Raw genomic sequence first — 23,542 nt, forward strand, 5'->3', positions numbered from 1 at the left:
TCAGCCCCCGGTCGGGGCGTGGGGGCGGGGCTTCCCGCCGGGTCCCTCTCGGGACCCGAAGCCGCCCCCGGGGTTCGTGTGCCCCGGGGCCCCCTTCCGGGTGGACGGGTCCGTGGCGTCGCGACGCCACGGACGACGAGCGGACGAGGTGGTCGGTGCCGCTCCGGCCGCCCGGCCGGGTCCTGCTTGCCGCGTTGACCGGCGAGGACCCCGGCGGACGTCGGTCCCGGTGCTTCAGGGTCGAACCGTGCCCAACTGCTCCGCGAGCGCGCCCGGTTCGGTCGTGGGTCGCGCGCAGACGAAGTGCCGGCACACGTACGCCGTCGCCAGGTCGTCCACGAGGGTGCGCTCGGCCAGAAGGGGGAACTCCCCGCCGGTGCCGTCCGCCCGGAGCGGCAGACCGGTCGCCACCACCGCCCCGGGAGCCGTCCCCAGCAACGCCGTCCGGTGCAGCGCGGCCCGCGCCGCGTCCTGCGGATGTCCGACGACGGCCACCTCGCGCGGCCCGTCGACGAGCGCCTCCGCGACCGCCAGACCGTGCCCGATGAAACGCGGGGCGCGCGGCCCGAGGGCGTGCACCACCCCGAGCGCCCGCTCGGCCGCCGTCCGGTGCGCCTGCGAGCCGGTGTGCGCGGCGTACGACAGCAGCGCCCCCGCGGCGGCGGTCCAACCGGACGGCGCCGCCGTGTCGGTGGGGTCCTGGGGCCGCCGGATGAGCTGTTCGGCGTCGTGCGCGGTGTCGTAGAGCGAGCCGTCCTCGGCGGTGAACCGGTCCAGCACCAGGTCGACGAGGAACCCGGCGAACTCCAGCCAGACCCCCTCGCCGGTCACGGCGGCCAGCGTCAGGAAGCCCTCGGCGACGTCGCCGTAGTCCTCCAGCACCCCGGCGCTCGGGCCGACCTCCCCGTCACGGCTGGTGCGCGCGAGCCGGGCCTTGCCGTCCATGTGGACCCGTACGAGCAGGTCGGCGGCCTCGGTGGCCCGTTCGATCAGGTCCGGGCGCTCGAAGTACGCCCCGCACTCGGCGAGGGCCGCGACGGCCAGACCGTTCCAGGCGGCGACGACCTTGTCGTCCCGCCCGGGCGCGGGCCGCGCGGCGCGGGCGGCGAGCAGCCGCTCCTTGATGCCGGTCAGCCGGTCGGCGTCCACGTCGGGACCGTCCTGCGGCAACCGCAGGACCGAGGTCCCGTGCTCGAAGGTGCCCTCCTCGGTCACCCCGAAGACGGCCGCCGCCAGTGCCCCGTCCTCCTCGCCGAGCACCTCGACCAGTTGGGCCGGCGTCCAGGCGTAGTACGCGCCCTCGACGTGCTCGCCGGTCACCGGGTCCGCGCTGTCGGCGTCCAGCGCCGAGGCGAAACCGCCCTGGTCGGTGCGCAGTTCGCGGACCATGAAGTCGGCGGTCGCCAACGCGACGCGGCGGGCCGGTTCGGATCCCGTGCTGCGCCACAGGTGCGCGTACGCCCGGCACAGCAGGGCGTTGTCGTAGAGCATCTTCTCGAAGTGCGGGACCAACTCGGCGCCCGGCCGCGGGCGCAGCACGTAGCGGTGGAAGCCGCCTCCCACCTGGTCGAAGAGGCTGCAGCGCGCCATGGCCTCGCAGGTGCCCTCGGCCATCTCGCGGGCACCGTCGGAGCCGGTGCGGGCGTGGTGGCGCAGGAGGAACTCGACGACCATGCCGGCCGGGAACTTCGTGTCGCCGCCGCCGAACCAGCCGCTCGCCGGGTCGTAGTCGCGGGAGAGCTGGAGCAGGGCGTTGGCCTGGGACTCGGCGGTCGGCAGCCCCGCTCCGGCGCCCGATCCGAGCTCGCGTTCGGCCAGGTCGCGGGTGATCTTCCGGGCCACCTCGGCGACCTCGCCGCGCCGGCCGGTCCAGGCGGCCCGCACCCCTTCGAGGACCTGCATGAAGGAGGCCATGCCGTGGCGGGGCTCGGGCGGGAAGTAGGTGCCGAAGTAGAAGGGCTCGCCGTCGGCGGTCATGAAGACGGACATCGGCCAGCCGCCCTGCCCGGTGGCCGCCTGCACGGCTTCCATGTAGACGGAGTCGACGTCGGGGCGCTCCTCCCGGTCGACCTTGACGTTCACGAAGTGCTCGTTCATGTAGGCGGCGGTCGGCTCGTCCTCGAAGGACTCGTGCGCCATCACGTGACACCAATGACACGCTGAGTATCCGACCGACAGCAGAACGGGTACATCGCGCCGTTTCGCTTCCTCGAACGCCTCGGGTCCCCACGGCCACCAGTCGACCGGATTGTCGGCGTGCTGAAGCAGATAAGGCGAGGTCATACCAGCCAACCGGTTCATACGGCCCAGCCTCTCACGCCGACACGGCCCTGCCGGTTCGACCCACAAACCCCCACCCCACTTGGCCGATTTGCACTCATGCGCCATCACGTGGCGAATGCGGGTCGCCCCTTTTGCCCCCAGGTCGCCCTGCGGACGCCGAAGGTTCTGCCCTGACCCAAAGCCGGTGCCCGAATAGAGGCGGGCAGTACGCTGAGTCGAGCAGCACCGCATCCTCGAAGGAGGTACTTCATGACCGCCGAGATGGTGGCACCCGCGTGGATGCACACGCAGATCAGCGCGGAGCAGTACGACTCCTGGTCCGAGGAGCAGTGCGCTGGCATCGAGATCGTGGACGGGATGGTCGTCGTGAGCCCGAGCGCCTCCAAGCGGCACAACCGGCTGGCTCGGGTCCTGGCCAATGCCCTGGACGCCGCCGCGGGCCCGGACTGGAACGCGGACACGGACTTCGACGTCCGCCTGCAGGACGTGCCGCTCACCAACCGCCGTCCGGACGTCATCGTCTACCGGGCGGAGACCATCGACCTCACGCCCACCCGCCCCGAGCACGTACTCCTGGTCGTCGAGGTCGTGTCGCCCGGCTCGGAGACCACCGACCGGATCGTGAAGGTGGACCAGTACGCCAAGGCCGGCATCCCCTTCTACTGGCGGGTCGAGCAAGCCGCCACCGGCGTCCCGATCGTGTACACCCACGTCCTCGACCCCGCCACCAAGGCTTACAGGGACGGCGAGATGTTCACCGGCACGGTGAAGGCCACCGTGCCCTTCTCCATCACGGTCGATCTCGGGGTCATGTAAGAGCGGAGAAGCCTCCCCGCTTTCGACATCTGACCGGTAGCGCCCGGACCGTCGTTCTTCGCGGACCGACCGGACCATTCCCCGCCTTCAGGCCGGACGCACCACCTGCGGACGCCATGCCGGCTCACAAGCGATCGATAAACCGCGCCCGGTCAGGAACCGATTGAGGTCACGTCGACGGAAGGCCATGCCGGTCACGGGTGGAAACCGTGACACTGCGGGCAGGCGCGAGCTGACACCTTCGACCACCAGCCGGCCCTCCGCGCGCGCCACGACCATGAGGTCGAGCGGTGCGTCGATCGCACCGACCTACTTCTTGTGCAAGTGACAGTAACTGAAGTACTTTGCAGGACATGCAAGATGACACATGGTCACCACCTTCTGTCCTGCTGACGGTCGACCTCGTGATCCTGACGCTGCGGGAAAGCCGCCTGCACGTCCTCCTGGTGGAGCGGGGTGAAGATCCCTTCCGGGGCATGCTCGCGCTGCCCGGAGGGTTCCTTAGCCACGATGGCGAGGAGATCCTGGACGCCGCCTACCGCGAACTGAGTGAGGAAACGGCCCTGACCTCCGGCTGGGTGCACCTTGAAGAGCTGGCCGTGTACGGAAGCTCGGGCCGCGACCCGCGGGGCCGAGTCGTCTCCGTAGCCCACCTGGCGATCGCGCCGGGGCTGCCCGACCCTGTCGCGGGGACAGATGCCACCGATGCCGCGTGGATTCCCGCAGAAGCCGTCCTGTCCGGCGAGGCGACCCTCGCCTTCGACCACCATCAAATCGCGGCGGACGGTATCGAACGCGCGCGCACAAAGATCGAATTCTCGGCGCTGGCCACTGCGTTCTGCGGGGAGAGCTTCACCATCGCAGAGTTGCAGCAGGTGTACGAGGCCGTCTGGGGCACCACACTCGACACCCGCAATTTCTACCGGAAGGTCCAAGCCGCGAAGGGATTCATAGTCCCCGTCGGCACGGACCGCAAAACTACGGGAGGGCGGCCCGCACGGCTGTACCGGGCCGGCCCGAGAACCGTGCTGTTCCCACCGCTGATCCGACCCGCGCCATCTGCGACGGAAGGGAACACGAGAGGGGAAGAGGAGTAGATGCCGAAAGACCCGGTGGTGATTCTCACCGCCCTCAATCTTGAATATCAGTCCGTGCGCCAGAGGTTGGCGGATCTTCAGGTGCATCTCCACGAACGCGGTACCCGGTTCGAGGTGGGAACCGTACGGGGCACATCGTGCCGTGTCGCGCTCGGCCTGACGAACAAGGGGAACCATTCCGCCGCGGTGATCGCCGAACGTGCGATCCAGGAGTTCTCTCCGGTGGCCGTTTTATTCGTCGGGGTCGCCGGCGCCCTGTGGGACACCACCGGGCTGGGTGACGTGGTGATGGCGTCACACGTATACGCCTACCACGGCGGGACCAGCGAGGACGACGGGCTCAAAGCCCGTCCCCGGGTGTGGGAAGCGCCGCACGGCATCAGCCAGCTCGCCTCACACCTGGCCCGTTTGAACGACTGGGCGGACCCCGCACCCGGTCACGAGGACGGACCGCAGGTGCGTTTCGGGGCGATCGCCGCTGGCGAGATCGTCCAGAACTCAAGGATCTCGGCCGAGGCGAAGTGGATCCGACAGCACTACAACGACGCGCTCGCCATCGAGATGGAGGCGGCCGGTGTGGCCCAGGCCGGCCATCTCAGCGGAGCGCCGGTGGCCATCATCCGGGGGATCAGCGACCGGGCGGACGGCACGAAAAACAGTTCGGACGACCGCAACTGGCAGCCGCGGGCCGCGGCGAACGCGGCGGCGTTCGCCATCCGGTTGGCAGTGGAACTGGTGGGCGAGCAGGAGGAGGCCGCGATGCGCCAGGATGACAGTGCCCGTTCGGCCGACCGGTTCGAGCGGCGCGTCAGCAACACCGTCCACAACAGCACCGTCGGCATCATGGCCGGCTCAGTCACGGGCAGCCGTGTCCACATGAACGCGGTCTCGAAGACATCCGGCCCGACGGACCTGATCACGGAGCTGAACGGTTTCCGCGATCAGCTGGGGTGGCACCGCACCGAGGGCGCCCTTGACGAGGACAGCTACCGGGAGTCCCTGGCCGATCTGGACTCCGCCCTACGGTTGGCCGGGGAGCGCACCCCTGAATCGTCGAAGCGGACGGTCATGATGCTCAAGAGGCTGCGCGGACTGGTCGCGGAGTGCCCCGCGCTGGTGGCCACGTTGGCTCCCATGGTTGCGGCGGCCGGTGACCTGGCATGAGCCACAACGACGGTGCCGCGTACAGCTCGGCCGCGTACAACTCCACCATCGGGATCCAGGCCGAGACCGTACACGACTCCACCATCTATTTCGTCCACCCGGACGCCTCGCCGCAGGAGAAATACCGGGTCGGCGTCCAGCTCTTGGAGGACGGCGTCCCCAGCCGGGCCCGCGAAATGATCACTGATGCGATCGTCCACGGGCACGACAGCACGGAGGTTCGTTTCCACTGGGTGCTCGCCATGCTCAGCGCACGCACCCACCACGACCTGACCGCCGAAGAGGTCGAGCGGCTGCGCTACGCCTCCAGGCTCGTGCGGACCTACGCCGAGGACGAATGGAAGGAAGCCCTGCGCGTCACTTTCGACCTGTTGGCGGTACTCAGCACCACCGGCAGCGAGACCGGACCCGTGCTGAAGCAGCTGCAGGACCTGCCGTTCCGCCAGCACGACGCGATCCTCCGCCACCTCGACGTCATACTCACCGGAGGGCTGAAGGACGACCTGTGGGCGGAGACCCTCGGACGGGCCAGAGCGGAGCGCTTCGGCAACGACCGGGCTCAGCGGGTCTGGGCCTACTTCGCCCCCGTCCCCATCGGGGCGCGGGCCGTTCCGCCCCGCCCGAGCACCGCTGCCGCCGCCAAGGCGGCCCTCCCCGTCCGGGCGGTCCTGTTCGCGATCAGCGGTACGGTCCTCTGGGCCTTGGCGCTGTCCGCGGAACCGGCCCAGGCGATCGTCGAGTTGTCGGTGGCACTCGGCGCAGGCCTGACCGCGGCCCGCTTCGGCGTCCGATGGCCGGGCCTCACGACCAAGGCCCGCGTTTCGCACCCGCGTAGCCCCGCTCTCGCCGAGGACGGGTTCACCAAGCGCGTCCGCCACTCGTTCGATCACTACTTCAGCGTTCGCAGGCCGCACGGGTTCACCCCGGATGCCTGGCTCGCCCACACGGTTGAGATCCGCAGCAGCCTCGCCGCCGAGATCGCGGACCTCTACCGGGAGAGCCGAATCGGTGTGGAACGGGTCGACTGGCTGATCCGATACCTCGCCGAGGACGCCCGTCATCGCCACACCAGCGGAACCCTGTCCGATCAGCACCTCAAGGACCAGATTCCGGTCAGGACGAAGGCTCTGACCGTGGCGTCCCTCGTCGTTCTCGGCGTCGCGACTCTGGCCGCATTCGGCACGGCAGTCTCCGATGCCGCCCAACCACGGTCTCTGTGGGCGTTCCTAGCCGTCCTCGGTGCTGGCTGGTCCGGTCACGCGACCGCTTTGCGATGGCTGGAGGTCCGACGTGAAGAGCGCCGACTGGACCGAGAGACCCAGGACTACCAGGAACAACTGACCTCACGACAGATCGCATATCAGCGCTGGAAATCGTTCCTCGACAAGACTCGTCCCAGCGAACTAGAGATGGAGACCTGGCTCACGTGCGACAAGACTTCCTTCGTCGACGAAGCACTCCGACACCACCGGCTCACCTGGCGTGATCTGATCACCCACACCATCTTGGTGGCCCCGGGACCTTCCTACAAACGTGGCCGGGTCCGGGGCGGCCCATGGCGGTATTCGCACTACGTGTTTCGTCTCTTCCTGTTCACCCAGGACGGCATCCGCGAGATCAGCTCCGAATGCAATTTCTACGACGCAACGCGCAGAAACGAGCAACGGAGCAACTACCGGTTCGACGCGTTGACCTCAGTCCAAGTGACGGAGAACGCCGACGTCGGTTACGACCTGGAGCTCGTACTCGCCAACGGACCGGCCAGGAAGATCCGCATCAAGGACGCCGACGCCCACCAACTGGCGCCGACCGAGAATTCCCAGGAGATCTCCGAGATCAACCTCAGCGCGGCCGGCTCGGCCCACACCTTCCGCCTTCTGGAGGGGATAGCTGCCGACGGGAAGAGCTGGATCGAACGGCACGGCCCCGACAGCCTGGCGCCCTTCCAGGTCGTCGGATGATCCTGAACTTGAGCAGAGGAGTGCCTGTGCCCTCCACGGATGACGTCACCGAGAGCAAGATCCTGCTGGCCGAGTACGGCTGCCTCAAGGAGGAACAGAAGACCCGCATAGGGTTCCGCGACAACCTGCTGTACTTTACCCTCGCGGCAGCCACTGCGGTCGTGGCGGTTACCGCGCAGAGCGGGCAGTCCCGGCTACTGCTCTCCGTCCCCGCGATCTGTCTGATCCTGGGTTGGACCTACCTGGTCAACGACGAGAAGATCTCGGCGATCGGCTACTACGTCCGCGACCGGCTGGGACCGCGCCTTGAGGAACTCACCTCCGCCCACGGTGCAGTGTTCGGCTGGGAGATCTACCACCGCAACGTTGCGGGCCGCACCGCGCGCAAGCGGCTTCAGACTGCGGTGGACCTGTTCACGTACCTGGTCCTCCCCATGGTCTGCACGGCCGCGTTCTGGATGTCTCCTGTCGTTCAGCCCCTGCTCCTGCTCGCTTCTCTCGGGCAGACGCTCGCCCTGGCCGTGCTGGGCTGGCAGTTCCTGTGCCGTAGGGAGCGATAGCACTAAGCCAAATACTGTGGCGGGCCTGGGCAACGACGTCGGGATAGCAGGTGTCCTCGTCATGGACGGCGGTGTGCCGGACGTGGCCTTAGAAGCCCTCCCAGATCTCCTGCTGCAACGGATTCGGTCCCGTCGACTCAGCAGCCGGCGGGCCGAAGAGGCCACTGGGCCGGCACCGTCCCTTTTGCCGCTCTGGCGAGGGCCTCCCAGGCGGCAATCACGTAGCCACGCTGGGGGCCCGGGTCACGCCCACGGTGAAGAGTCTGGCCCCATTCTTGAGGAAGGACGGAATCCACAGCAGTGCGGGGTGCGCCTCTGAGATGATCAGACCGTTGCGAGGCGGGATCGAGCCGGAGGAAGACACCTATGACCGACTCCAAACTGGGCGACGGCGCGGAGGAGCCCCTGGGACGAGCCTCCTACCTGATCGAGGGACGGCGGGTGTTGGTCTCCGATCTGGTAGACGCCGAACTGCTGACCGCCGGGACGCAGCTCACCTTCCGGCGTAAGCAGTCCGGAGAGGCACACCTCGCGAAGGTGACCGGGGACGGCAGGATCGAGCTGAGCGACGGTCAGCGGTTCAAGTCCCCCTCCGCGGCAGCTGCTGCGGCCACGGGGCGGGGCCCCTACGACGGATGGACCGCCTGGGCACTTGACGACGGCACCCTGCTGGACGTTCTGAGACAGAGCCTCCTGGACACGGTGGCGGAGCAGCCCGCGTCCGGCGGCTCGGCAGCAGACGTCTCCGCCGCGCGGCACGCCCAGTTGAAAGACGCCCGGAAGCAAGCGGATGCAGATGCTCCGATCACGCTCACCGTCCGGGATCTGCTGGGCTGGTGGGGGGCTTCCCGACGCGGCTACCTGATCAGCGAGCAGATAGCCAGTGAGCTGACCAACCACGGCCTGTCCACCGTTCCGGACTTCGCAGCCGTAGGCATCGACGACCGGGTCACCTTGACCGGGCCGTCATTGGATACCGAGGACATGGACGAGGAAACGGCCGAACCGGAGGCGGCAACAGAGCAGGCGGAGCCGAGGACGACCGGCAAACCAGCGACCGCCACCACCTCCGGCAACACGGAGGACAAGGGCGAGCCAATCCAGGGACAGACGGTCGGCAACCTGCCCTCGGCGCTCAGAGGAGTGGTATCTGTGACCTCCTCGGCGAGTTTCGAGGAAGCATTCACCAAGATGCAGCTCAACGGGTACTCGCAGCTGCCGGTGCTCAACGGAACTCGGAACCTCCAGGGGGCCGTCACCTGGGAATCCATTGCCCAGGCTCGTTACAAGGACAGCCAGGCTCCCTTTTCCCAGGCCATCGTCAAAGCTCACGATGTCAGCTATGCCGATCATCTGATCGACGTCCTGCCCTACCTGGAGCAGTACGGCTTCCTCTTGGTGCGGGACCAGACGAAGCAGATCGCCGGAATCATCACCATCGCGGACGTAGCCGCCGAGTACGGCGCCACGGCGCGGCCGTTCCTCCTCATTGGCGACCTCGACCGGCAGCTGCGCCGGGTCATCTCGGAAAGCCTCGACCTTCAGGAGGTGATCACGCTCTGCGATCCGGACAAGCTCCGCAACATCACTGCCTTCGGCCAGATGTCGTATGGGGACTATCAGCAGATCCTCAGCAATCAGCAGCAATGGGACAAGCTGGGGTGGCCGCTGGACCGCAAGTCCTTCGTGGCCCGCCTCGACGAGCTGCGCGAGGTCCGTAACGAGTTGATGCACTTCAACGACAAGGACAAGGCCGGCGATGACGCGATACCGAAGCTCCGCAACATGATCGAGCTGCTGCGCCGATACGGAAGCTGAAGCGAGGCGCGCGGCCACCCCCGGGCCACCACGCGCCTCCGCCCTCACCCCCTCGTCAGTGCCGACACCTCAAGGATTCTCGTTGTAATAAATATCGTCTTACACTTCGGGTATGAAACAGACTCGAGCCGGGACCACTGAGAACATCTCCGTGTCCATGCCCGCCGAGCTGGTCAGCGAGCTCCGCTCCCGAACCGGCCGCCGCGGGCTGTCCAGCTACATCACCGAAGCCGTCAGGCACCAGCTCGCCATGGACGGACTCGCCGAGATTGTGGCGTCCCACGAGGAGGAGCACGGCGCGCTCACGGAGCAGGAGATCGAAGCCGCTCGTCGCGAGCTGTTCGGAGACGTGAACGCCGAGGGTGTCGAGCGGGGCGCCGCGTGAAGGAGCAGCCAGCCCGCTCGCTGGTGCTCGACTCCGAGGCGCTCTCTCTGCTCCTGCGCAACGACCGCGGTATGGCGGCTCGCCTTGAGGCATCCCGGCAGGCTGGGGTTCCCGTCCTCGTGTCCGCGCTGACCATTGTTGAAGCCGTACGCGGGAAGACCGATCTGGCGCGCTTGAAGTGGGTGCTCTCCCGACTGCGAGTGGAACCGGTCAGCCAGGAGGACTCCCTGACTGCCGTGGAGCTGCTTCAGGACGCAGGCGGGCTGCACGGGCACAAGTACGCAATCGATGCCCTCGTCGCCGCGCTCGCGCTCCGCGCCCCGACCCCGGTGATCGTTTTGACCTCCGACCGTGACGACTGGTCGAAGCTCTGCGGGAAGCGCGTGATCATCAGAGACGTGTAAGCACCGTCGACTACTGGGTCTGTGAGTTCACTGACACCAGTGGCAGGAGCTGTACCCCACGCTCAGGAACACGGGGACGTCGCGGCGCCGGGCCTCCTCGAACGCCTCGGGCGACCACGGCCACCAGTCGACCGGGTTGTCGGCGTGCTGAAGGAGGTACGGGGAGGTCTCATGGGCCAGTCGATTCGCCATGTGTCCATCCTGCCCTGCCGCCCCGGAGTCCCGCGGGACCCCTGCCGCCGGCCGGTCCGCCTTAGACCCGGCCGAGGCGGGTGGCGAAGGGGCGGAGGGGCCACCCGGTGCGGCGCAGGCCCGACCGGACGCAGCAGGCGGCCGCGACCAGCGCGAGCAGGGCGGCGCCCGACGCGGACGGCATCCCGTTCATCACGAGGACGCCGAGCAGGACGACGACGAGACCGTCGAACTGCCAGACGAAGACGCGGAGGGCGGAGAGGTCGCCCAGCGGCGTGATGATGGGCAGCAGCAGCTCGACGGGCAGGTTCATCTTCATCTCGCGCAGGAACCTGGCGCCCAGCGCGAGCACCACCGACCCGGTCGTGAGCAGCACCGCGTCGACCGGTCCGTCCTGGAGCGGCCACCGGGTCAGGACGGTGACGGCGCCCGCGAGCCCCACCGGGACCACCACGGCGACGACCGGCCAGGCCAGGGTGCGGGCGAGCACCCCGCCCCACCACTCGCCGAGCAACGGGGCCAGGGTCAGCTCGTCGCGCAGCCCGCGCCAGCTCTCGCCGACCCAGCCGGACCCCAGGTACACGCCGACCGCGCCCGTCGTCCAGGACAGTGTCGCCAGCCGGGCGTCCGGCTCGGCGACCCCGAGGGCCAGCAGGACGCCGCCGGTCGGCAGGAACACCGCCGCCGCGAGCGCGCGGCCCCGGGTGCGGACCGCGCGGACCGCCCCTTGGGCGAGGTGGCCGCGCAGCCGCCCGTCCGGGCGCGTCAGGGCGGACGTGAGCCCGCTCGGCTGGGGGCGGTACAGATCGAGCGCGTGGTGGAGCGTGCCGGTCCAGGCGAAGGTCTGGGCCTCGGCGGCACGCGCCGACTCCCGGGCGAGCCGGGTGAGATCGACCGTACGGACGGCCCGGAACGCGGACCGGCCGAGCAGGAAGGCCGCGACCACGAGCACACCGGTGACGAGCCACGGCCCGCCCCCGCCCACGAGGGCGGAGCGGCCGAGCAGGGCCACGCCTGCCGCCGCGACGGCCACGGCGGCGGCGAACAGGACGTTCTCGCGCACCGTGCGGACCTGGCCCCACAGCCAGGCCACGGGGGCGGCGGCGCCGATGCCGACCGCGACGGCCAGGGACTGCGGCAGCAGTGGGCTTCCCGGGTCGTCGAGCAGGTCGGTCGCCAGGAACGCCGCCGTGCAGACGACCAGGACCGTGCCGAGTCCCGCGTAGGCGAGTCGACGCCGGGCGATCGCGGCGAGGTAGTGCGTCGGGGACAGGTCCGTCGACATGAACACGTGCAGCAGGAACGGCTTGAGCACCAGCGGTCCCCAGAACCGGCCGGTGAGCTGGGCGCCCCAGACCACCGTCGCCGCGACCAGGCAGGCCACGGACGTCACCGCCTCGGCGGACGGCAGCGGGACGAGCGCCGCCGTGGTGCGCACCAGGTAGACGACGGGCGCCACGTAGACGGCGCTGAGGATGACGCCGAGGTAGACGGTGTACGCCCAGTCCTGCACGGTGGCGCGGTCGCCGCGGTGGGCGTACCGATGTCGCACGGCGTGGACGCGGTCCCTGGGGTCGGCCTCGACGGCGTTGATGCTGTCCGTGGTCATCCCAGCTCCATGACGCCGTCGCAGGCCTCCACCACGGCGGCCTCATGGGTGGCGACCAGGAACGACGTCCCCTGCTCCGCCCGTTCGGCGAGCAGGGCGGCGACGAGGTCGACACGATCGGTGTCGAGGTGCCGCTCGGGTTCGTCGAGCAGGACGACGTCGGCCGGGCGGACCAGGGTCAGCGCGAGGTTGAAGAGCTGGAGCTGGCCGGAGGAGAGCTGGGAGGGGAAGCGGGTGCCCAGCGCGCTGAGCCCGAGCCGCCCGATGATCTCGTCGGCGCGTTCGGCGGTCTCCGTGGTGTTGCCGAACCAGGAGGCGGCGACCAGGGTCACCTGTTCGCGGAGCGTCATGTCACGGGCGACGGGGATCGGTTCGACGAGCGAGGCCACCAGACGCCGGTGCCGGGGCCTGGCCATGTCGACGGTCTCGCCGCACACGAGGACGGCACCGTCCGTCAGCCTGCGGCTCCCCAGGAAGGCCCGCAGGAGCGTCGTCTTCCCGGAGCCGTTGCCTCCGGTGAGGCACCAGAACGCGCCGGGCATCACCTCGAACGTGGTCGGGGCGAGGAGGGTGGTCCCGTCCAGGACGACCGTGGCACCCTCCGCGGCGATCGCCGGCACTTCGCTCACTGCCGCTCCAGTACGACCAGCATCTCCCGCGAGCGCGCGGTGTACGGCTCTCCCGCGTACGACCCGTTGACGCCCGTCACTTCCAGACCCGCGATCCGCGCCATCAGGCGGATCTCCGCCAGCGTAGCCCAGGTGGCCTGCTCGTGGAACGCGGTGAGGGTCGACGCCCCCTGGACCAGGAAGATGCTCAGGATCTGCTGGGCGGCGCGGTCCGCGGTCTGCGTCACCGTCAACATCCGGTCCCGGCCCAGCGGGTAGGTGACCGAGTGCGCGTCGCCGCCCGTGCGCTGGAACTCGGCGGGGTCGGTGCAGTCCAGGAAGGCCGCGCCGCCCGGCTTCAGGTGCCGGGCGATGCCCCGCAGGAGCTCGATCTTGTCCTCCTGCTCCTGGGCGAGGAAGAAGGTGTTCCGGGACATCGTGACGACGTCGAACGTGGAGTCGAACCGAAGTGCGCGGAAGTCGCCCTCCACCGCCTCGACCTCGCGGTCGAGGCGCTTCTTCTCCAGCACGTCCAGGGACGGCCGCGAGGCGTCGACCGCCACGACCCGCGCACCGGCCTCGGCGAGCGCGAACGAGGACACGCCCGTGCCGCACCCCAGGTCCAGGACGCTCTTCCCGTCCAGGGGCCGGTGGGACGACACCCAGGCCACCAGCCCGGCCCCCGGGGAGAGCATCGACGACACCAGGTCGTACGCCTCGATCGCCGTCTCGTCGTACACGCTCGGATCACTCACCGGAACGCCCTTCCTTCCGCATCCTGTTGGCCACGGCGAGGGCACCCGGCAGGTTGAAACCCACCTCGGCCGTCTGCCGGTTGCTCGCGCGCACACCACTGACCCGCGGCGCGAACGCGACGTTCGGGCGGAGCTTGAGGGTCCGCACGTTGTCCTCGACGATCTCGTTGGACCCCGGGAAGGTGTCCGCGATCACGAGGGGCGCGTCGGTCAGCTGGAGCATCATGAGGGCGGGCGAGTCCGCGCGCCCCTGCGCCAGGCGCATGACGGTGTCCAGCGTGGCGGGGAAGACGAGGAAGCACTCGGAGGCGCCGCTCCTCCCCGAGTTGACCTCGGGCGGCACGTCCGGGTCGTCCCACGAGTCGACCCACACGGCGCCGTTGGCCAGGTGGCGCAGCGCCCGGACCGCCACGAACCGCGACGCGGCGGGCGTCACCGACACGTTCACGACCAGCTCCGGCTGCAACTCGCGCAGCCAGTGGATCCACCACGGCACGAGCGCCGCGCTGATGGAGCCCGTGACATGGACGTGCAGCTCCGCCCCCTCGAACTTCTCCACGTTCACGCGACGGCTCCCGCCGGGCGGGCGGCGGTCCCCAGGGGGATCCACTCGGAGGTGAGGATCGGCTTCATCCGCTGGTCCGCGGGCGCGCTGGGGAACACGTTCATCAGCAGGAACTGCAGCGCCCGGGCGTCGTCGGCCACCGCGGCCCGGCTCGCCGCGAGCACCAGTTCGTACGGCAGGCTCCGGGTGACCCACGAGAAGTCGGCCTGGTTCGCGCTCATGATGGAGAGCTGCTGCATGGCGTCGAAGAGCGCCTTGGGGCCGCGGCTGCGCGGGTTGTACAGCACCTGCGTCCACCCGTGCGGTACGACGGGGGTCACGTCGCGCCACGGAGTCGAACCCTCGTCGGTGGTCTCCCGCACCAGCAGGTGCACGTTCTGCACGCCCGGGTTCGGTGCGAAGAACCGCCAGCCGGGGATGGGCCAGCCGCCCGTGAACGTGCGCATGTCCTGGTTGTACGAGTCGGGGGTGTTCTGCAGCACGGTCGCCACCAGGTGCGCCGCGAGCGCCCCGACCGCGACGGTGGTCGCCCCGCCCTTGATCCGGTCAGTAAGCATCCATGAACCTTCTGATAGCGCCCTCGACCTGTTCGGCGTGCTCCCGGTACCCGATGATCGACCGGTGCGCCGAGCCGCGCACCACCTCGAACTTCGCCCCGAGCTTCTCGGCCAGCACCGCCTGCTGCTCGGCGTACTCGTCCGAGGCGACGACCAGGACCGATTCGACCGCGCCGAGACGCTCCACGGCCCCCTCGGTCCCCATGCGGCGGTACTCGCGGACCGAGTTGACGATGTTCCTCGGCGAGAACACGAACTGCACGTGGCTGTACTGGACGTCGGGCGTGTAGCCCGCCTGCCGCTCCACCGCGTTGGGAGCCCACTCGTAGATCCCGGTGAGCGCCGCCACGAGCGTGTAGACCTGCGCCTGGAGGAACCGGCCGAGCCGCCTGCGGTCCGTGCGGTCCTCGTCCAGCAGCACCGGGTCGGTGCCGTCGACCACGATCAGCTTGTCGACACGGCCGGCGAGGGGCCCCTCGCCCAGGTAGGAGGCGGCGCTCAGCGATCCGATCGAGTGGGTGGCCACCACGATCCCGCCCTCGACGCCGACCTCGTCGAGCACGGCGGCGAGGAGGTCGCCGTTCTCCGCGCGGGAGGTCGTGAGGCCGTATCCGGAGCGGTGGTAGCGGATGACCGTGTGGTGCTCGGCCAGGCTCCGCGCGACCCACTCCCACGATTCGAAGGACTGCCCGAGGCCGCACTCCAGGACGATCACCGCGCGGGAGGGGGTCCCCTCCGCGGGACGGTCCACCCGGTACTCGACCTCGCCGTCGGCATGGCGGAGCCGTGCTGCGCCCTTGGGGCCGAGCCGGCGCTGCTCGGCGACCCGGCGCTTCTCGCGTGCGATCAGCGCGCTCGTGAGGACGGCGCCGCCGGCGACGGCGAACACGGCCTTCTCGAACGTCCGGGGGGCGCCGCGGGTGTCCAGGACGTAGCCGACGGCTCCGTGGGATCCGAAGAACCCCCAGACGAAGCGCGGCAGTTCCATGGCGGCCGCCACACCGACGTGGAAGGCCTTGACGGCCATGAGCGCGTGGGAGGCCCGCTTGCGCGGCAACAGGTAGATGAGCGGGAAGGACGTCTCCCACACCACCGTCGCGACGGTCAGGGCCCGGCACAGTCGCGGGTGCTCGCGCAGGAGCGCCGCGGCGGGTCCCCGGCCGTACGCCTCCGTCTGAAGGACTTCGAGCAGGGCGTCGCCCTGGACCCAACTGCTGCCGAAGGCCTTGGAGATTCCCGAGACCGCGTAGCTCAGCCCGGCCTGGAAGTTGACCGCGCGCAGGAAGAGGTCGTCGGAGAGCCGCTGGTCGGGAATCAGCCCGGTGAGGGCGCGGTACTGGGTGATGACGGCCGTCATCTGGTCCGCACCGTCCCGCCCGTAGGGGGTGCGGATCTCGCTCAGCCGGTTGCACGTCCCGATGACCGCCGCGGCGGCGATCTGGGCCTTCCGGTTTCCGCGGGCGAGCGCCAGGCCCGCCGATGCGGCAAGAGTCACTCCCGCGAGCACGCGGGGAGTCCGCGGATGGTCGATTACACGGCCTATTCGGTGCCGCAATGTGCCTGCCGGATACTGCCGGGCCGATGTGCCCCTCAGATATCCGTCCTCTTCGAATTCCTCACGGAGAAACAAGGTCTCCGCGGCTGCCAGAGCCTGACCGATCGCTATCGGAAGAAATACGCGATCGGCCGCTTCCTGGGCGGCTGTCGCATTCGAGGCGTACTGCCCCCACCACTTCCATTTCACCGGATTGTCCGTCTCCCCCGTCGCATGCCTGGCCGCCGTCGTGAGTACTCTGGACCGCGCGCCGGAGAGGCCCGGTTGCGACGGGCCTCTCCGGCGGCAGTCTCAGTCCTGGGTCAGCAGACCAGGCAGATCGTGCTGCCCTGGATCACGAACTGGGCAACGGTCGGCGTGGCCGGTGTGGCCATGGCCGGCGTCTCGCAGTCCGCGTGGAAGCCCGGGGCCGCCGCGCCGAGAACGGTGTTGGCGAAGTCCTGCGCCGCCAGAGCCTCAGCGGAATTGGAACCCGTAAGAGTCATTTCAGATCGCATTTCACTAACCTTTCGTCGGTGATCATGCGAGCGAATGGTATCGGCATATTGAACGTTGCCACCCCCGTCGCCCGCTCTGAATGAACGCGCTGCACAACGTTTGCAACTTCGACGTTGCGGACCGACCTTAAGCAGACCTTCAAGAACTCGTCAAGCACAATTGCCCGGCTATTGCCGCATAACACAGGCCCTGTAATGCGGCAGAACCGACGACTTTTTTCGGCCATCCGAACGGATTCTTTACAGCGGGGCGACTCGGACGATTGGGGGCGGCGCCCTCGCCGGCGGCGAAGGATGTTCGAGGACCCGCGGCGCGGGGCGCCCGACGGGGTGGGGGCGGGCGGCGGAGCCCCGGGCGCCCCTGCCCGCGGCGCTCGGGGCCGGCGACATCCGGCCAGTTCTCGACCCACCACACCCTCGCGTTCGTCATGTCGACCGTCCCGCCGGGGCCACCCCGTCCGTTCCGCACGGCGCGTGTGTGGTGGATCTCCAGGGAGGCGCGAGCGGTGAGCGGCCCCTCGCGACCCGGGCGGCGTCACCTCCTCGGCTGGACGGGCTCGCCGCCCCGGGCGGGCGGTTCCTCCTCCGGGAGGGCGTCACGGCGGACCAACAGGGACGCGGTTGCCCGGCGATGGGATCGGTCCTGGTCCAACTCCCTCTGAACTAGCTCAGATTCGCTCGCCTTCAGGATCGTCCCGCAGGACACTTGGCGCACGTTTGCGGAGCTCTCCGAGGAGGATGCCGATGCGGGACAGCCATCGTGTCGAGGCCGAACGCCTGCTGGCCCGGGCCGTCGACGAGGAGGCCCGGCGCGGCGTCGCGGGGTCGGCCCTGCCACCGGCCGATCAGGAGGCGCTGCTGGCACGCGGCCTGAAGGCCCTGGACGGGATGGCCGCGGCCGCGGCCGAGGAGTACGCGGCGTACGCGCTCGCGCTGGACGAGGCGGCGTCCGGGGACCTGTCCCTCGGGGAGGCCTTCCGACGGGGGAACACCTCGACGGCCCTGCTGGTGACGGCGGTCGCCGCCCTCGCCGCGGCGGGCGCGGACCTGGCGTTCGGTGTCGACGCCGGTACGGCGGTCGGCGCGGGCATCGTCGTGGGCGTCGCGGGGGCGGCCACGACCGTGGCGAAGGTGACCGCGCTGCACCTGCCGGCCGCGAACCGGCGCGCCGGGGCCGCCGGCCGGCCGGGCGGGCCGGAGCAGCTGCGGCTCCAGTGGCTGTCGGCGCTGGAGGTGCGCGGGGTACGGCCGTTCCTGGAGCGGGAGCGCACCGCGGCCGCGGCCGTACGGGTCCCCGCGCGCGGCGGAACGGCGGGCAGGCCGGCGTCGGGATCGGGGCCGGGATCGGGATCCGGCACGAACGGCGCCTCCCCCCGGCCCGCGCCGGGCCCGGGAGCCGGGTCCGGTGGCGCGGCGGCCATCGGCAAGCAGGCCTCCGGCGGCGGGCTCGCCCCGCTGCGCGGTACGGACCGCAGCGCGGAGGCGCGGCGGCGCGGCATGTTGGAGCAGTCGTTCGGGCAGCTCCCCGACTCCGGTGCCCTGTTCACGGGCCGGCGGGCGGAGCTGACCCGGATCGCGCAGTGGGTGCAGGCGGCCCGGGCCAGCACCGAGACCCGGCCGGTGGTCGTGGTCCTGCACGGCGAGCCCGGCTCCGGCCGCACCTCCCTGGCGCTGCGGGCGGCGCACGCGCTGCGGGACCAGTTCCGCGGCGCGTGCCTGGTGGACCTGCGGGGCGGGTCGGCGGCGCCGGAGACCCCGCTGCCCACCCGGGAGGCGCTGCTGCACCTGCTGAACCGGCTCGGCGCCCCGCGCGAGCAGCTGCTGTTCCGCGAAGGGGCGTCGGCGGACCAGCAGGTGCGCCGGCTCGGCGAGTTGTACCACCAGCACCTGCGCGGGCTCCCGGTGACGGTGGTGCTGGACGACGCGGTGGACGCGGCGCAGGTGCGCACGCTCGTGCCCGAGCGCTCCGAGAGCCTGGTGCTGGTCACCGCGCGGGAGCCGCTGGAGCTGCCCGCGGACCTGTCGGCCTGGGTGCACCAGCTGCCGGTGGGGCGGCTGGCGCCGCCGGAGGCGGCGCAGGTGCTGCGGGAGGGGGCGCGGGCGGCGGGCGAGGCCGCGCCGGCTCCGGAGGCGGAGGCCGGGCTGCTGGAACTGGGGGCCGGGCTGCCGCTCGCGCTGCGCGTGCTGGCCCCGCTGGGGGCGGCGCGGGCCTCCGACAGCGGGGACGGTTCGTTGGAGCACGCCCTGGACCTGGCCTACGCACGGCTGCCGCAGGAGCGGCGCCGGTTGCTGCGGCGCCTCACGCTGGCCGGACGGGCCTCGCTCGGCGCGTCCGCGGCGGCGGCGCTGACGGGCTCGGACCGGGCGGAGGCCGGTCGGCTGCTGAGCGACCTGGCGCAGGCGGGCCTGCTGGACCTCGTACGCGGGGAGCGGTACCGGATGCACGACGCGGTGCGCGCGTTCGCGGCGGCGCGGCTGGCGGCGGACGAGGACCGGGCGGAGGCGGCGGCCGCCCAGGAGCGCCTGATCCGGGACTACGCGCAGCTCGCGGACTCGGTGATCCGGATGGTCGACGGGAAGATGTCGACGCGGGCGAACCACTTCGGCGGGCACGGCTTCGCCTCCCTCGACGCGGCGCTGCGCTGGCTGGACGAGGAGTCGAGCTTCATCACGGCGGCCCTGCGGCACGCGGAGGGTGTCGACCAGCAGACGGTGCTGGACCTGCTGGGCGCGCTCTGCGACTTCTGCCTCTTGCGCGGGGACCTGTACCGGCTCGGGGAGATCAACGAGCTGACGCGGGCCGTGGACGAGGAGCGGATGGCGCGTTCGGTGCAGTGGCGCACCGGTATCGCGGCGCGTCAGCTCGGCGAGCTGGACAAGTCGCGCACGACGCTGACCTCGCTGGTCGACCAGTACCGGGAGGCCCGGCAGGAGGCGGGCGCCGGGATGGCCCTGGTCTCGCTCGGGATCACCCTGCACCACCAGGGCAACCTGCCGGAGGCGGCGACCCGCATCCGGGAGGCGCTGGCCCTGCAGGAGGCACCGGAGCTGGCGGGCGACCGGGCGTGGGGCCTGCACGCGCTGGCGGCGGTCGAACGCGACCGGGCGCACCTGGCGGAGGCGCTGGCGCTGCTGGAGCGCTCGCTGGTGTTGCACCGGGAGAACGAGAGCGTGCACGGCGAGGCGTGGGCGCACTTCCAGTTGGGCCAGGTCCACCTGCGGCTCGGGGACGTGCCGCGGGCCGAGACGGAGTTGAACCGGGCCCTGGACCTGTACGGGCGCACCCGCGACGACCGGGGCCGGGCCTGGGCGCTGACCCAGCTGGGTCGGGCCCGGGTGGTCGACGGCGATCCCGGTCCGGCGCAGGAGCGGCTGCGCGACGCGCTGGGCCGGCACCGGCTGGCGGAGGACACGCGCGGGGAGGCGTGGACGCTGTACTACCTCGGTCAGGCGTTGGAGGAGGGCGGCGAGCGGGACCGGGCGGTCCGGGAGCTGGAGCGGGCGCGGACGATGTTCTCGCGGATGCGGGACGTGTACGGGCTGGCGCACGCCCGCCACCACTCGGGGCGGGTCACCCGCGACCAGCGGGCGGCGCAGACGGGGAACCTGCGCAACTCCGGCTTCGCCCGTCAGCTGCTGGTGGACGCGCGGGCCGATTTCCGACGCATCGGGCTCGCCCACGGCGAGGCGTGGACCTGCCTGGAGCTGGCGGTGGTGGACGCGGGCAACGGCCGGATCCCGCAGGCGCTCGGCCTGTGCGAGGAGGCGGCGCGGCTGTTCGTCTCGTACGGGGACCTGCGCGGCGAGGACTGGGCCCGCTTCCTGCGGTGCACGCTGCTGCCGTACGCGGACCCCGCCGCCCCGGACGAGGCGCGGGCCGAGCTGTCCCGGCTGGTGGCGGCCCCGCATCCGCTGCGCGACGGCAGGCTGGACGACTGCCTGGAGACGTACGGGGTGATCCTGGGCCGGGGCGTGGACCCGACGGAGGGCTGGCAGGCGTGGCGGCTGGGCATGGTCCCGAGCCTGCGCTCGCGCGAGGTCATGGGGGTCCCGGTCCCACCGCGGGCCTGAGCGGAACCGGTACCGCGCCCCCGCGGGAGTGGGCGGAACCCGTCCCGCGCCCCGACGGGCGCGAGCGGGTCCGTACGCGGAGGTGGGCCGGTCCGACCGGCTCCCGCGAGCGGGTCCGGATCCGTACGCCCACGTGCGGGCCGGGCCCCCACCGGCCCGCCCCGGCCCGTACGCACGACTCCAGCGGCGTCACCCCGCCGGGGAAGCGCCGCCCCACCGGTCCTCCGGGCGGGGCGGCGTTCGCGTGCGGGGTGTCAGCCGGTGCTGTCCGGGGTGGCTGCCGTCTGCGCGCCCTTCGGGCCCGCGGCGGCCGGCTCCGGGGCTTCCTGGAAGTCCACCCGCCCCATGTGCCGGGTCATCGACTTCATCAGGAACCACACGCCGAGGGCGAGGGCCGCGAACACGATGAAGCCCAGGATTCCGGGGGTCACCTTGTTCTTGTCGAAGGTGTCGCCGGCCAGGGGGAGGAGCTGGGTCAGGGCTGACTGCGTAGCGCTCATAGCTACGCATTCTCCCGGATGCCCGCGAAGAGGTCGGACTCGGGGAGGGAGGTGTCCACGAGCGACTTCGCCAGCTCGTACTCCTCGGTGGGCCAGACCTCCCGCTGGAGCTCCATCGGAACGCGGAACCAGCCGCCGTCCGGGTCGATCTGGGTGGCGTGCGCGATGAGGGCCTTGTCACGGATCTCGAAGAAGTCCGCGCAGGGCACGTGCGTGGTCAGGGTCCGCTCGGTGCGCTCGAACTCCTTCCAGCGCTCCAGCCACTCCCCGTACGGCGACTCCAGGCCGCGCGCGAGGAGCGCCTCGTGGAGGGCGACGGTGCGCGGCTTGTTGAAGCCCTGGTTGTAGTAGAGCTTCTGCGGCTGGTAGGCGACGCCGTACTCGGCCTCCGGGAACTTCTCGGTGTCGGCCGCGCCGTCGAAGGCCACCATCGTGATCTTGTGGGTCATGATGTGGTCGGGGTGCGGGTAGCCACCGTTCTCGTCGTAGGTGGTGATGACCTGCGGCTTGAAGGCGCGGATCTTCTTCACCAGCTCGCCGGCGGCCTCCTCCACGTCCGCGAGGGCGAAGCAGCCCTCGGGCAGCGGCGGCAGCGGGTCGCCCTCGGGAAGGCCGGAGTCGACGTAGCCGAGCCATTCCTGGTCGATGCCGAGGATCTCGCGGGCCTCGTCCATCTCCTTGGCGCGCACCTCGTGGATGTTCTCCTCGATGTACTTGTCGCCCTGGAGCTTGGGGTTCAGGACGGAGCCGCGCTCGCCGCCGGTGCAGGTCACGACGAGGACGGGCACCCCCTCGGAGACGTACTTGGCCATGGTGGCCGCGCCCTTGCTCGACTCGTCGTCGGGGTGGGCGTGGACGGCCATCAGTCGGAGCTGCTCGGTCAAGGCGGGATCCTCTGTGATTCGGCGCGACGGTCGGCTTCTATAGTGACCGAACGGGGGGTCGGAAAATTCCAACGGGTGCCTCACCCTCCCCACTGAGAGGAACGATCATGAGCGCGGTGCGCGAAGGGCTCCCCGAAGGCCGGTACGGCCGGTCCGAGGACGAGCGTGCGGACCGCAGGCTCAAGGTGGTCGGGTCGGTACTGGGCGTGGTCCTGCTGGGCGTGGTCGGCTGGATCGGCTGGGACTACGTCGGCGGTCAGAGCGTCAGCGGCGAGATGATCAAGTTCCAGATCCTGTCGGACACCGAGGTCAAGGTGCACCTGGAGGTCCGCAAGGACGCCTCGGTGACCGGTGTCTGCACCCTCAGTTCCCAGGACGAGCAGCACGGTGAGGTCGGCCGCGCCGACTTCACGTTCGCGCAGCGCGACACGCGCGTGGACGAGGTCGTCACGCTGAGGACGACCGGGCGTGCGACCGCCGTCGAACTGGTCGGCTGTCAGAGCGCCGCGTCCCCGGTCGGCTGACCCCGGACCGCTCGAACGACGCCTCCTTCAGGACCGGCTGCCCGGCGGGTATCCGGAACGCGATGACACACTTCACTCACCGGGTGTCCTCCCCCTTTTCTTCCCGAATTGTTAGGCTCGTGGTTTCGCCCGCCGCCGGCGGCTTCGCATTCCCCTGTACCGACGAGGAGCACCCGTGACCCAGACGAGCGATAACGTCACCTGGCTGACGCAGGCGGCGTATGACCAGCTGAAGGCCGAGCTGGACTACCTCTCTGGTCCCGCACGCACGGAGATCGCCACGAAGATCGCCGCCGCCCGCGAGGAGGGCGACCTGCGCGAGAACGGCGGTTACCACGCGGCCAAGGAGGAGCAGGGCAAGCAGGAGCTCCGGGTGCGTCAGCTCACGCAGCTCCTGGAGAAGGCGAAGGTCGGCACCGCGCCCGCGTCCGACGGCGTGGCCGCCCCCGGCACCCTGATCACGATCGCCTTCGACGGCGACGAGGACGACACCCTGGAGTTCCTCCTCGCCTCCCGCGAGTACGCGTCGTCGGACTTCGAGACCTACTCCCCGCAGTCCCCGCTGGGCAGCGGCGTGAACGGCAAGAAGATCGGCGAGGACGCCCGGTACGAGCTGCCGAACGGCAAGCAGGCGACCGTCAAGATCCTGGCCGTCAAGCCCTTCAACGGCTGATCCCTCCTTACGCGCACGCGCGCGGGAGCCCCCGTCCGGACCGCTCCGGACGGGGGCTCCCGCA

General features: G+C 70.5%; 21 protein-coding genes and 1 pseudogene. 11 read left to right on the forward strand and 11 right to left on the reverse strand.

From position 1 onward, the window contains the following. Window positions 1–234 precede the first annotated feature (234 nt). Window positions 235–2,301, reverse strand: a complete 2,067-nt coding sequence (locus AB0D46_RS33105; protein ID WP_362883000.1) for a thioredoxin domain-containing protein — start codon at window positions 2,299–2,301, stop codon at window positions 235–237. A 231-nt stretch (window positions 2,302–2,532) separates the two neighbouring features. Between AB0D46_RS33105 and AB0D46_RS33110 the strand changes: the two genes are divergently transcribed. The 8 genes from AB0D46_RS33110 to AB0D46_RS33145 all read left to right on the forward strand — a co-directional run bounded on the left by AB0D46_RS33110 (window position 2,533) and on the right by AB0D46_RS33145 (window position 10,488). Then, window positions 2,533–3,099 (forward strand): Uma2 family endonuclease, encoded by a 567-nt coding sequence (locus AB0D46_RS33110; RefSeq protein ID WP_362883001.1) that lies wholly within the window; start codon window positions 2,533–2,535, stop codon window positions 3,097–3,099. 353 nt (window positions 3,100–3,452) lie between these two features. Next, a complete protein-coding gene (locus AB0D46_RS33115) occupies window positions 3,453–4,196 on the forward strand; it encodes an NUDIX domain-containing protein (RefSeq protein ID WP_362883002.1) in 744 nt (247 codons plus the stop codon). Further along, window positions 4,197–5,360 carry a 5'-methylthioadenosine/S-adenosylhomocysteine nucleosidase gene (locus AB0D46_RS33120; protein ID WP_362883003.1) on the forward strand — a complete coding sequence of 388 codons (1,164 nt, stop codon included), beginning with the start codon at window positions 4,197–4,199 and terminating at the stop codon, window positions 5,358–5,360. It begins immediately after the preceding gene. Continuing rightward, complete coding sequence (locus tag AB0D46_RS33125; protein ID WP_362883004.1) at window positions 5,357–7,321, forward strand: hypothetical protein; 1,965 nt, start codon at window positions 5,357–5,359, stop codon at window positions 7,319–7,321. The genes AB0D46_RS33120 and AB0D46_RS33125 overlap by 4 nt, the downstream gene beginning before the upstream one ends. A gap of 20 nt (window positions 7,322–7,341) precedes the next feature. Then, window positions 7,342–7,881 carry a hypothetical protein gene (locus AB0D46_RS33130; RefSeq protein WP_362883059.1) on the forward strand — a complete coding sequence of 180 codons (540 nt, stop codon included), beginning with the start codon at window positions 7,342–7,344 and terminating at the stop codon, window positions 7,879–7,881. A gap of 366 nt (window positions 7,882–8,247) precedes the next feature. Beyond that, window positions 8,248–9,699, forward strand: a complete 1,452-nt coding sequence (locus AB0D46_RS33135; RefSeq protein ID WP_362883005.1) for a CBS domain-containing protein — start codon at window positions 8,248–8,250, stop codon at window positions 9,697–9,699. A 112-nt stretch (window positions 9,700–9,811) separates the two neighbouring features. After that, the gene (locus tag AB0D46_RS33140; RefSeq protein ID WP_362883006.1) at window positions 9,812–10,084 is read left to right on the forward strand and encodes a hypothetical protein; all 273 of its coding nucleotides are present in this window, start codon (window positions 9,812–9,814) and stop codon (window positions 10,082–10,084) included. Further along, window positions 10,081–10,488 (forward strand): PIN domain-containing protein, encoded by a 408-nt coding sequence (locus AB0D46_RS33145; protein ID WP_362883007.1) that lies wholly within the window; start codon window positions 10,081–10,083, stop codon window positions 10,486–10,488. Before AB0D46_RS33140 ends, AB0D46_RS33145 begins: the two co-directional genes overlap by 4 nt. Before the next feature lie 33 nt (window positions 10,489–10,521). On the opposite strand, the pseudogene AB0D46_RS33150 reads toward AB0D46_RS33145, so the two are convergent. The 8 genes and pseudogenes from AB0D46_RS33150 to AB0D46_RS33185 form a co-directional block, all read right to left on the reverse strand. Then, window positions 10,522–10,680: pseudogene (locus tag AB0D46_RS33150) on the reverse strand (DUF255 domain-containing protein); the annotation flags it as partial. Window positions 10,681–10,741: 61 nt separating this feature from the next. After that, entirely contained in the window at window positions 10,742–12,289 is a 1,548-nt protein-coding gene (locus AB0D46_RS33155; protein WP_362883008.1) for a hypothetical protein, read from the reverse strand. Further along, window positions 12,286–12,918: an ATP-binding cassette domain-containing protein gene (locus tag AB0D46_RS33160; RefSeq protein ID WP_362883009.1), complete on the reverse strand. Its 633-nt coding sequence runs from the start codon at window positions 12,916–12,918 to the stop codon at window positions 12,286–12,288. The genes AB0D46_RS33155 and AB0D46_RS33160 overlap by 4 nt, the downstream gene beginning before the upstream one ends. Further along, window positions 12,915–13,652 carry a methyltransferase domain-containing protein gene (locus tag AB0D46_RS33165; RefSeq protein WP_362883010.1) on the reverse strand — a complete coding sequence of 246 codons (738 nt, stop codon included), beginning with the start codon at window positions 13,650–13,652 and terminating at the stop codon, window positions 12,915–12,917. The genes AB0D46_RS33160 and AB0D46_RS33165 overlap by 4 nt, the downstream gene beginning before the upstream one ends. After that, window positions 13,645–14,217, reverse strand: a complete 573-nt coding sequence (locus tag AB0D46_RS33170; protein ID WP_362883012.1) for a CypD family RiPP peptide-cysteine decarboxylase — start codon at window positions 14,215–14,217, stop codon at window positions 13,645–13,647. The genes AB0D46_RS33165 and AB0D46_RS33170 overlap by 8 nt, the downstream gene beginning before the upstream one ends. Next, entirely contained in the window at window positions 14,214–14,774 is a 561-nt protein-coding gene (locus tag AB0D46_RS33175; protein WP_362883014.1) for a hypothetical protein, read from the reverse strand. Before AB0D46_RS33175 ends, AB0D46_RS33170 begins: the two co-directional genes overlap by 4 nt. Continuing rightward, a complete protein-coding gene (locus AB0D46_RS33180; protein WP_362883016.1) occupies window positions 14,764–16,269 on the reverse strand; it encodes an alpha/beta fold hydrolase in 1,506 nt (501 codons plus the stop codon). The genes AB0D46_RS33175 and AB0D46_RS33180 overlap by 11 nt, the downstream gene beginning before the upstream one ends. A 362-nt stretch (window positions 16,270–16,631) precedes the next feature. Next, window positions 16,632–16,814, reverse strand: a complete 183-nt coding sequence (locus AB0D46_RS33185) for a cypemycin family RiPP (protein WP_362883017.1) — start codon at window positions 16,812–16,814, stop codon at window positions 16,632–16,634. 756 nt (window positions 16,815–17,570) lie between these two features. On the opposite strand from AB0D46_RS33185, the gene AB0D46_RS33190 reads away from it, so the two are divergent. Beyond that, window positions 17,571–20,897 carry a tetratricopeptide repeat protein gene (locus AB0D46_RS33190; RefSeq protein ID WP_362883019.1) on the forward strand — a complete coding sequence of 1,109 codons (3,327 nt, stop codon included), beginning with the start codon at window positions 17,571–17,573 and terminating at the stop codon, window positions 20,895–20,897. A 254-nt stretch (window positions 20,898–21,151) separates the two neighbouring features. On the opposite strand, the gene AB0D46_RS33195 is transcribed toward AB0D46_RS33190, so the two are convergent. Next, window positions 21,152–21,397, reverse strand: coding sequence for a hypothetical protein (locus AB0D46_RS33195; protein WP_362883021.1), 246 nt, complete (start codon window positions 21,395–21,397; stop codon window positions 21,152–21,154). Between the two features lie 2 nt (window positions 21,398–21,399). Continuing rightward, window positions 21,400–22,281, reverse strand: coding sequence for a mycothiol conjugate amidase Mca (gene mca / locus AB0D46_RS33200; RefSeq protein ID WP_362883023.1), 882 nt, complete (start codon window positions 22,279–22,281; stop codon window positions 21,400–21,402). 107 nt (window positions 22,282–22,388) lie between these two features. On the opposite strand from mca, the gene AB0D46_RS33205 reads away from it, so the two are divergent. Both AB0D46_RS33205 and greA read left to right on the forward strand, forming a co-directional pair. Further along, a complete protein-coding gene (locus tag AB0D46_RS33205) occupies window positions 22,389–22,805 on the forward strand; it encodes a DUF4307 domain-containing protein (RefSeq protein WP_362883025.1) in 417 nt (138 codons plus the stop codon). 175 nt (window positions 22,806–22,980) lie between these two features. Beyond that, complete coding sequence (gene greA / locus AB0D46_RS33210; protein ID WP_362883026.1) at window positions 22,981–23,478, forward strand: transcription elongation factor GreA; 498 nt, start codon at window positions 22,981–22,983, stop codon at window positions 23,476–23,478. Window positions 23,479–23,542: the final 64 nt, after the last annotated feature.

The sequence above is a fragment of the Streptomyces sp. NPDC048383 genome, assembly GCF_040651775.1.
Taxonomy (GTDB): Bacteria; Actinomycetota; Actinomycetes; order Streptomycetales; family Streptomycetaceae; genus Streptomyces.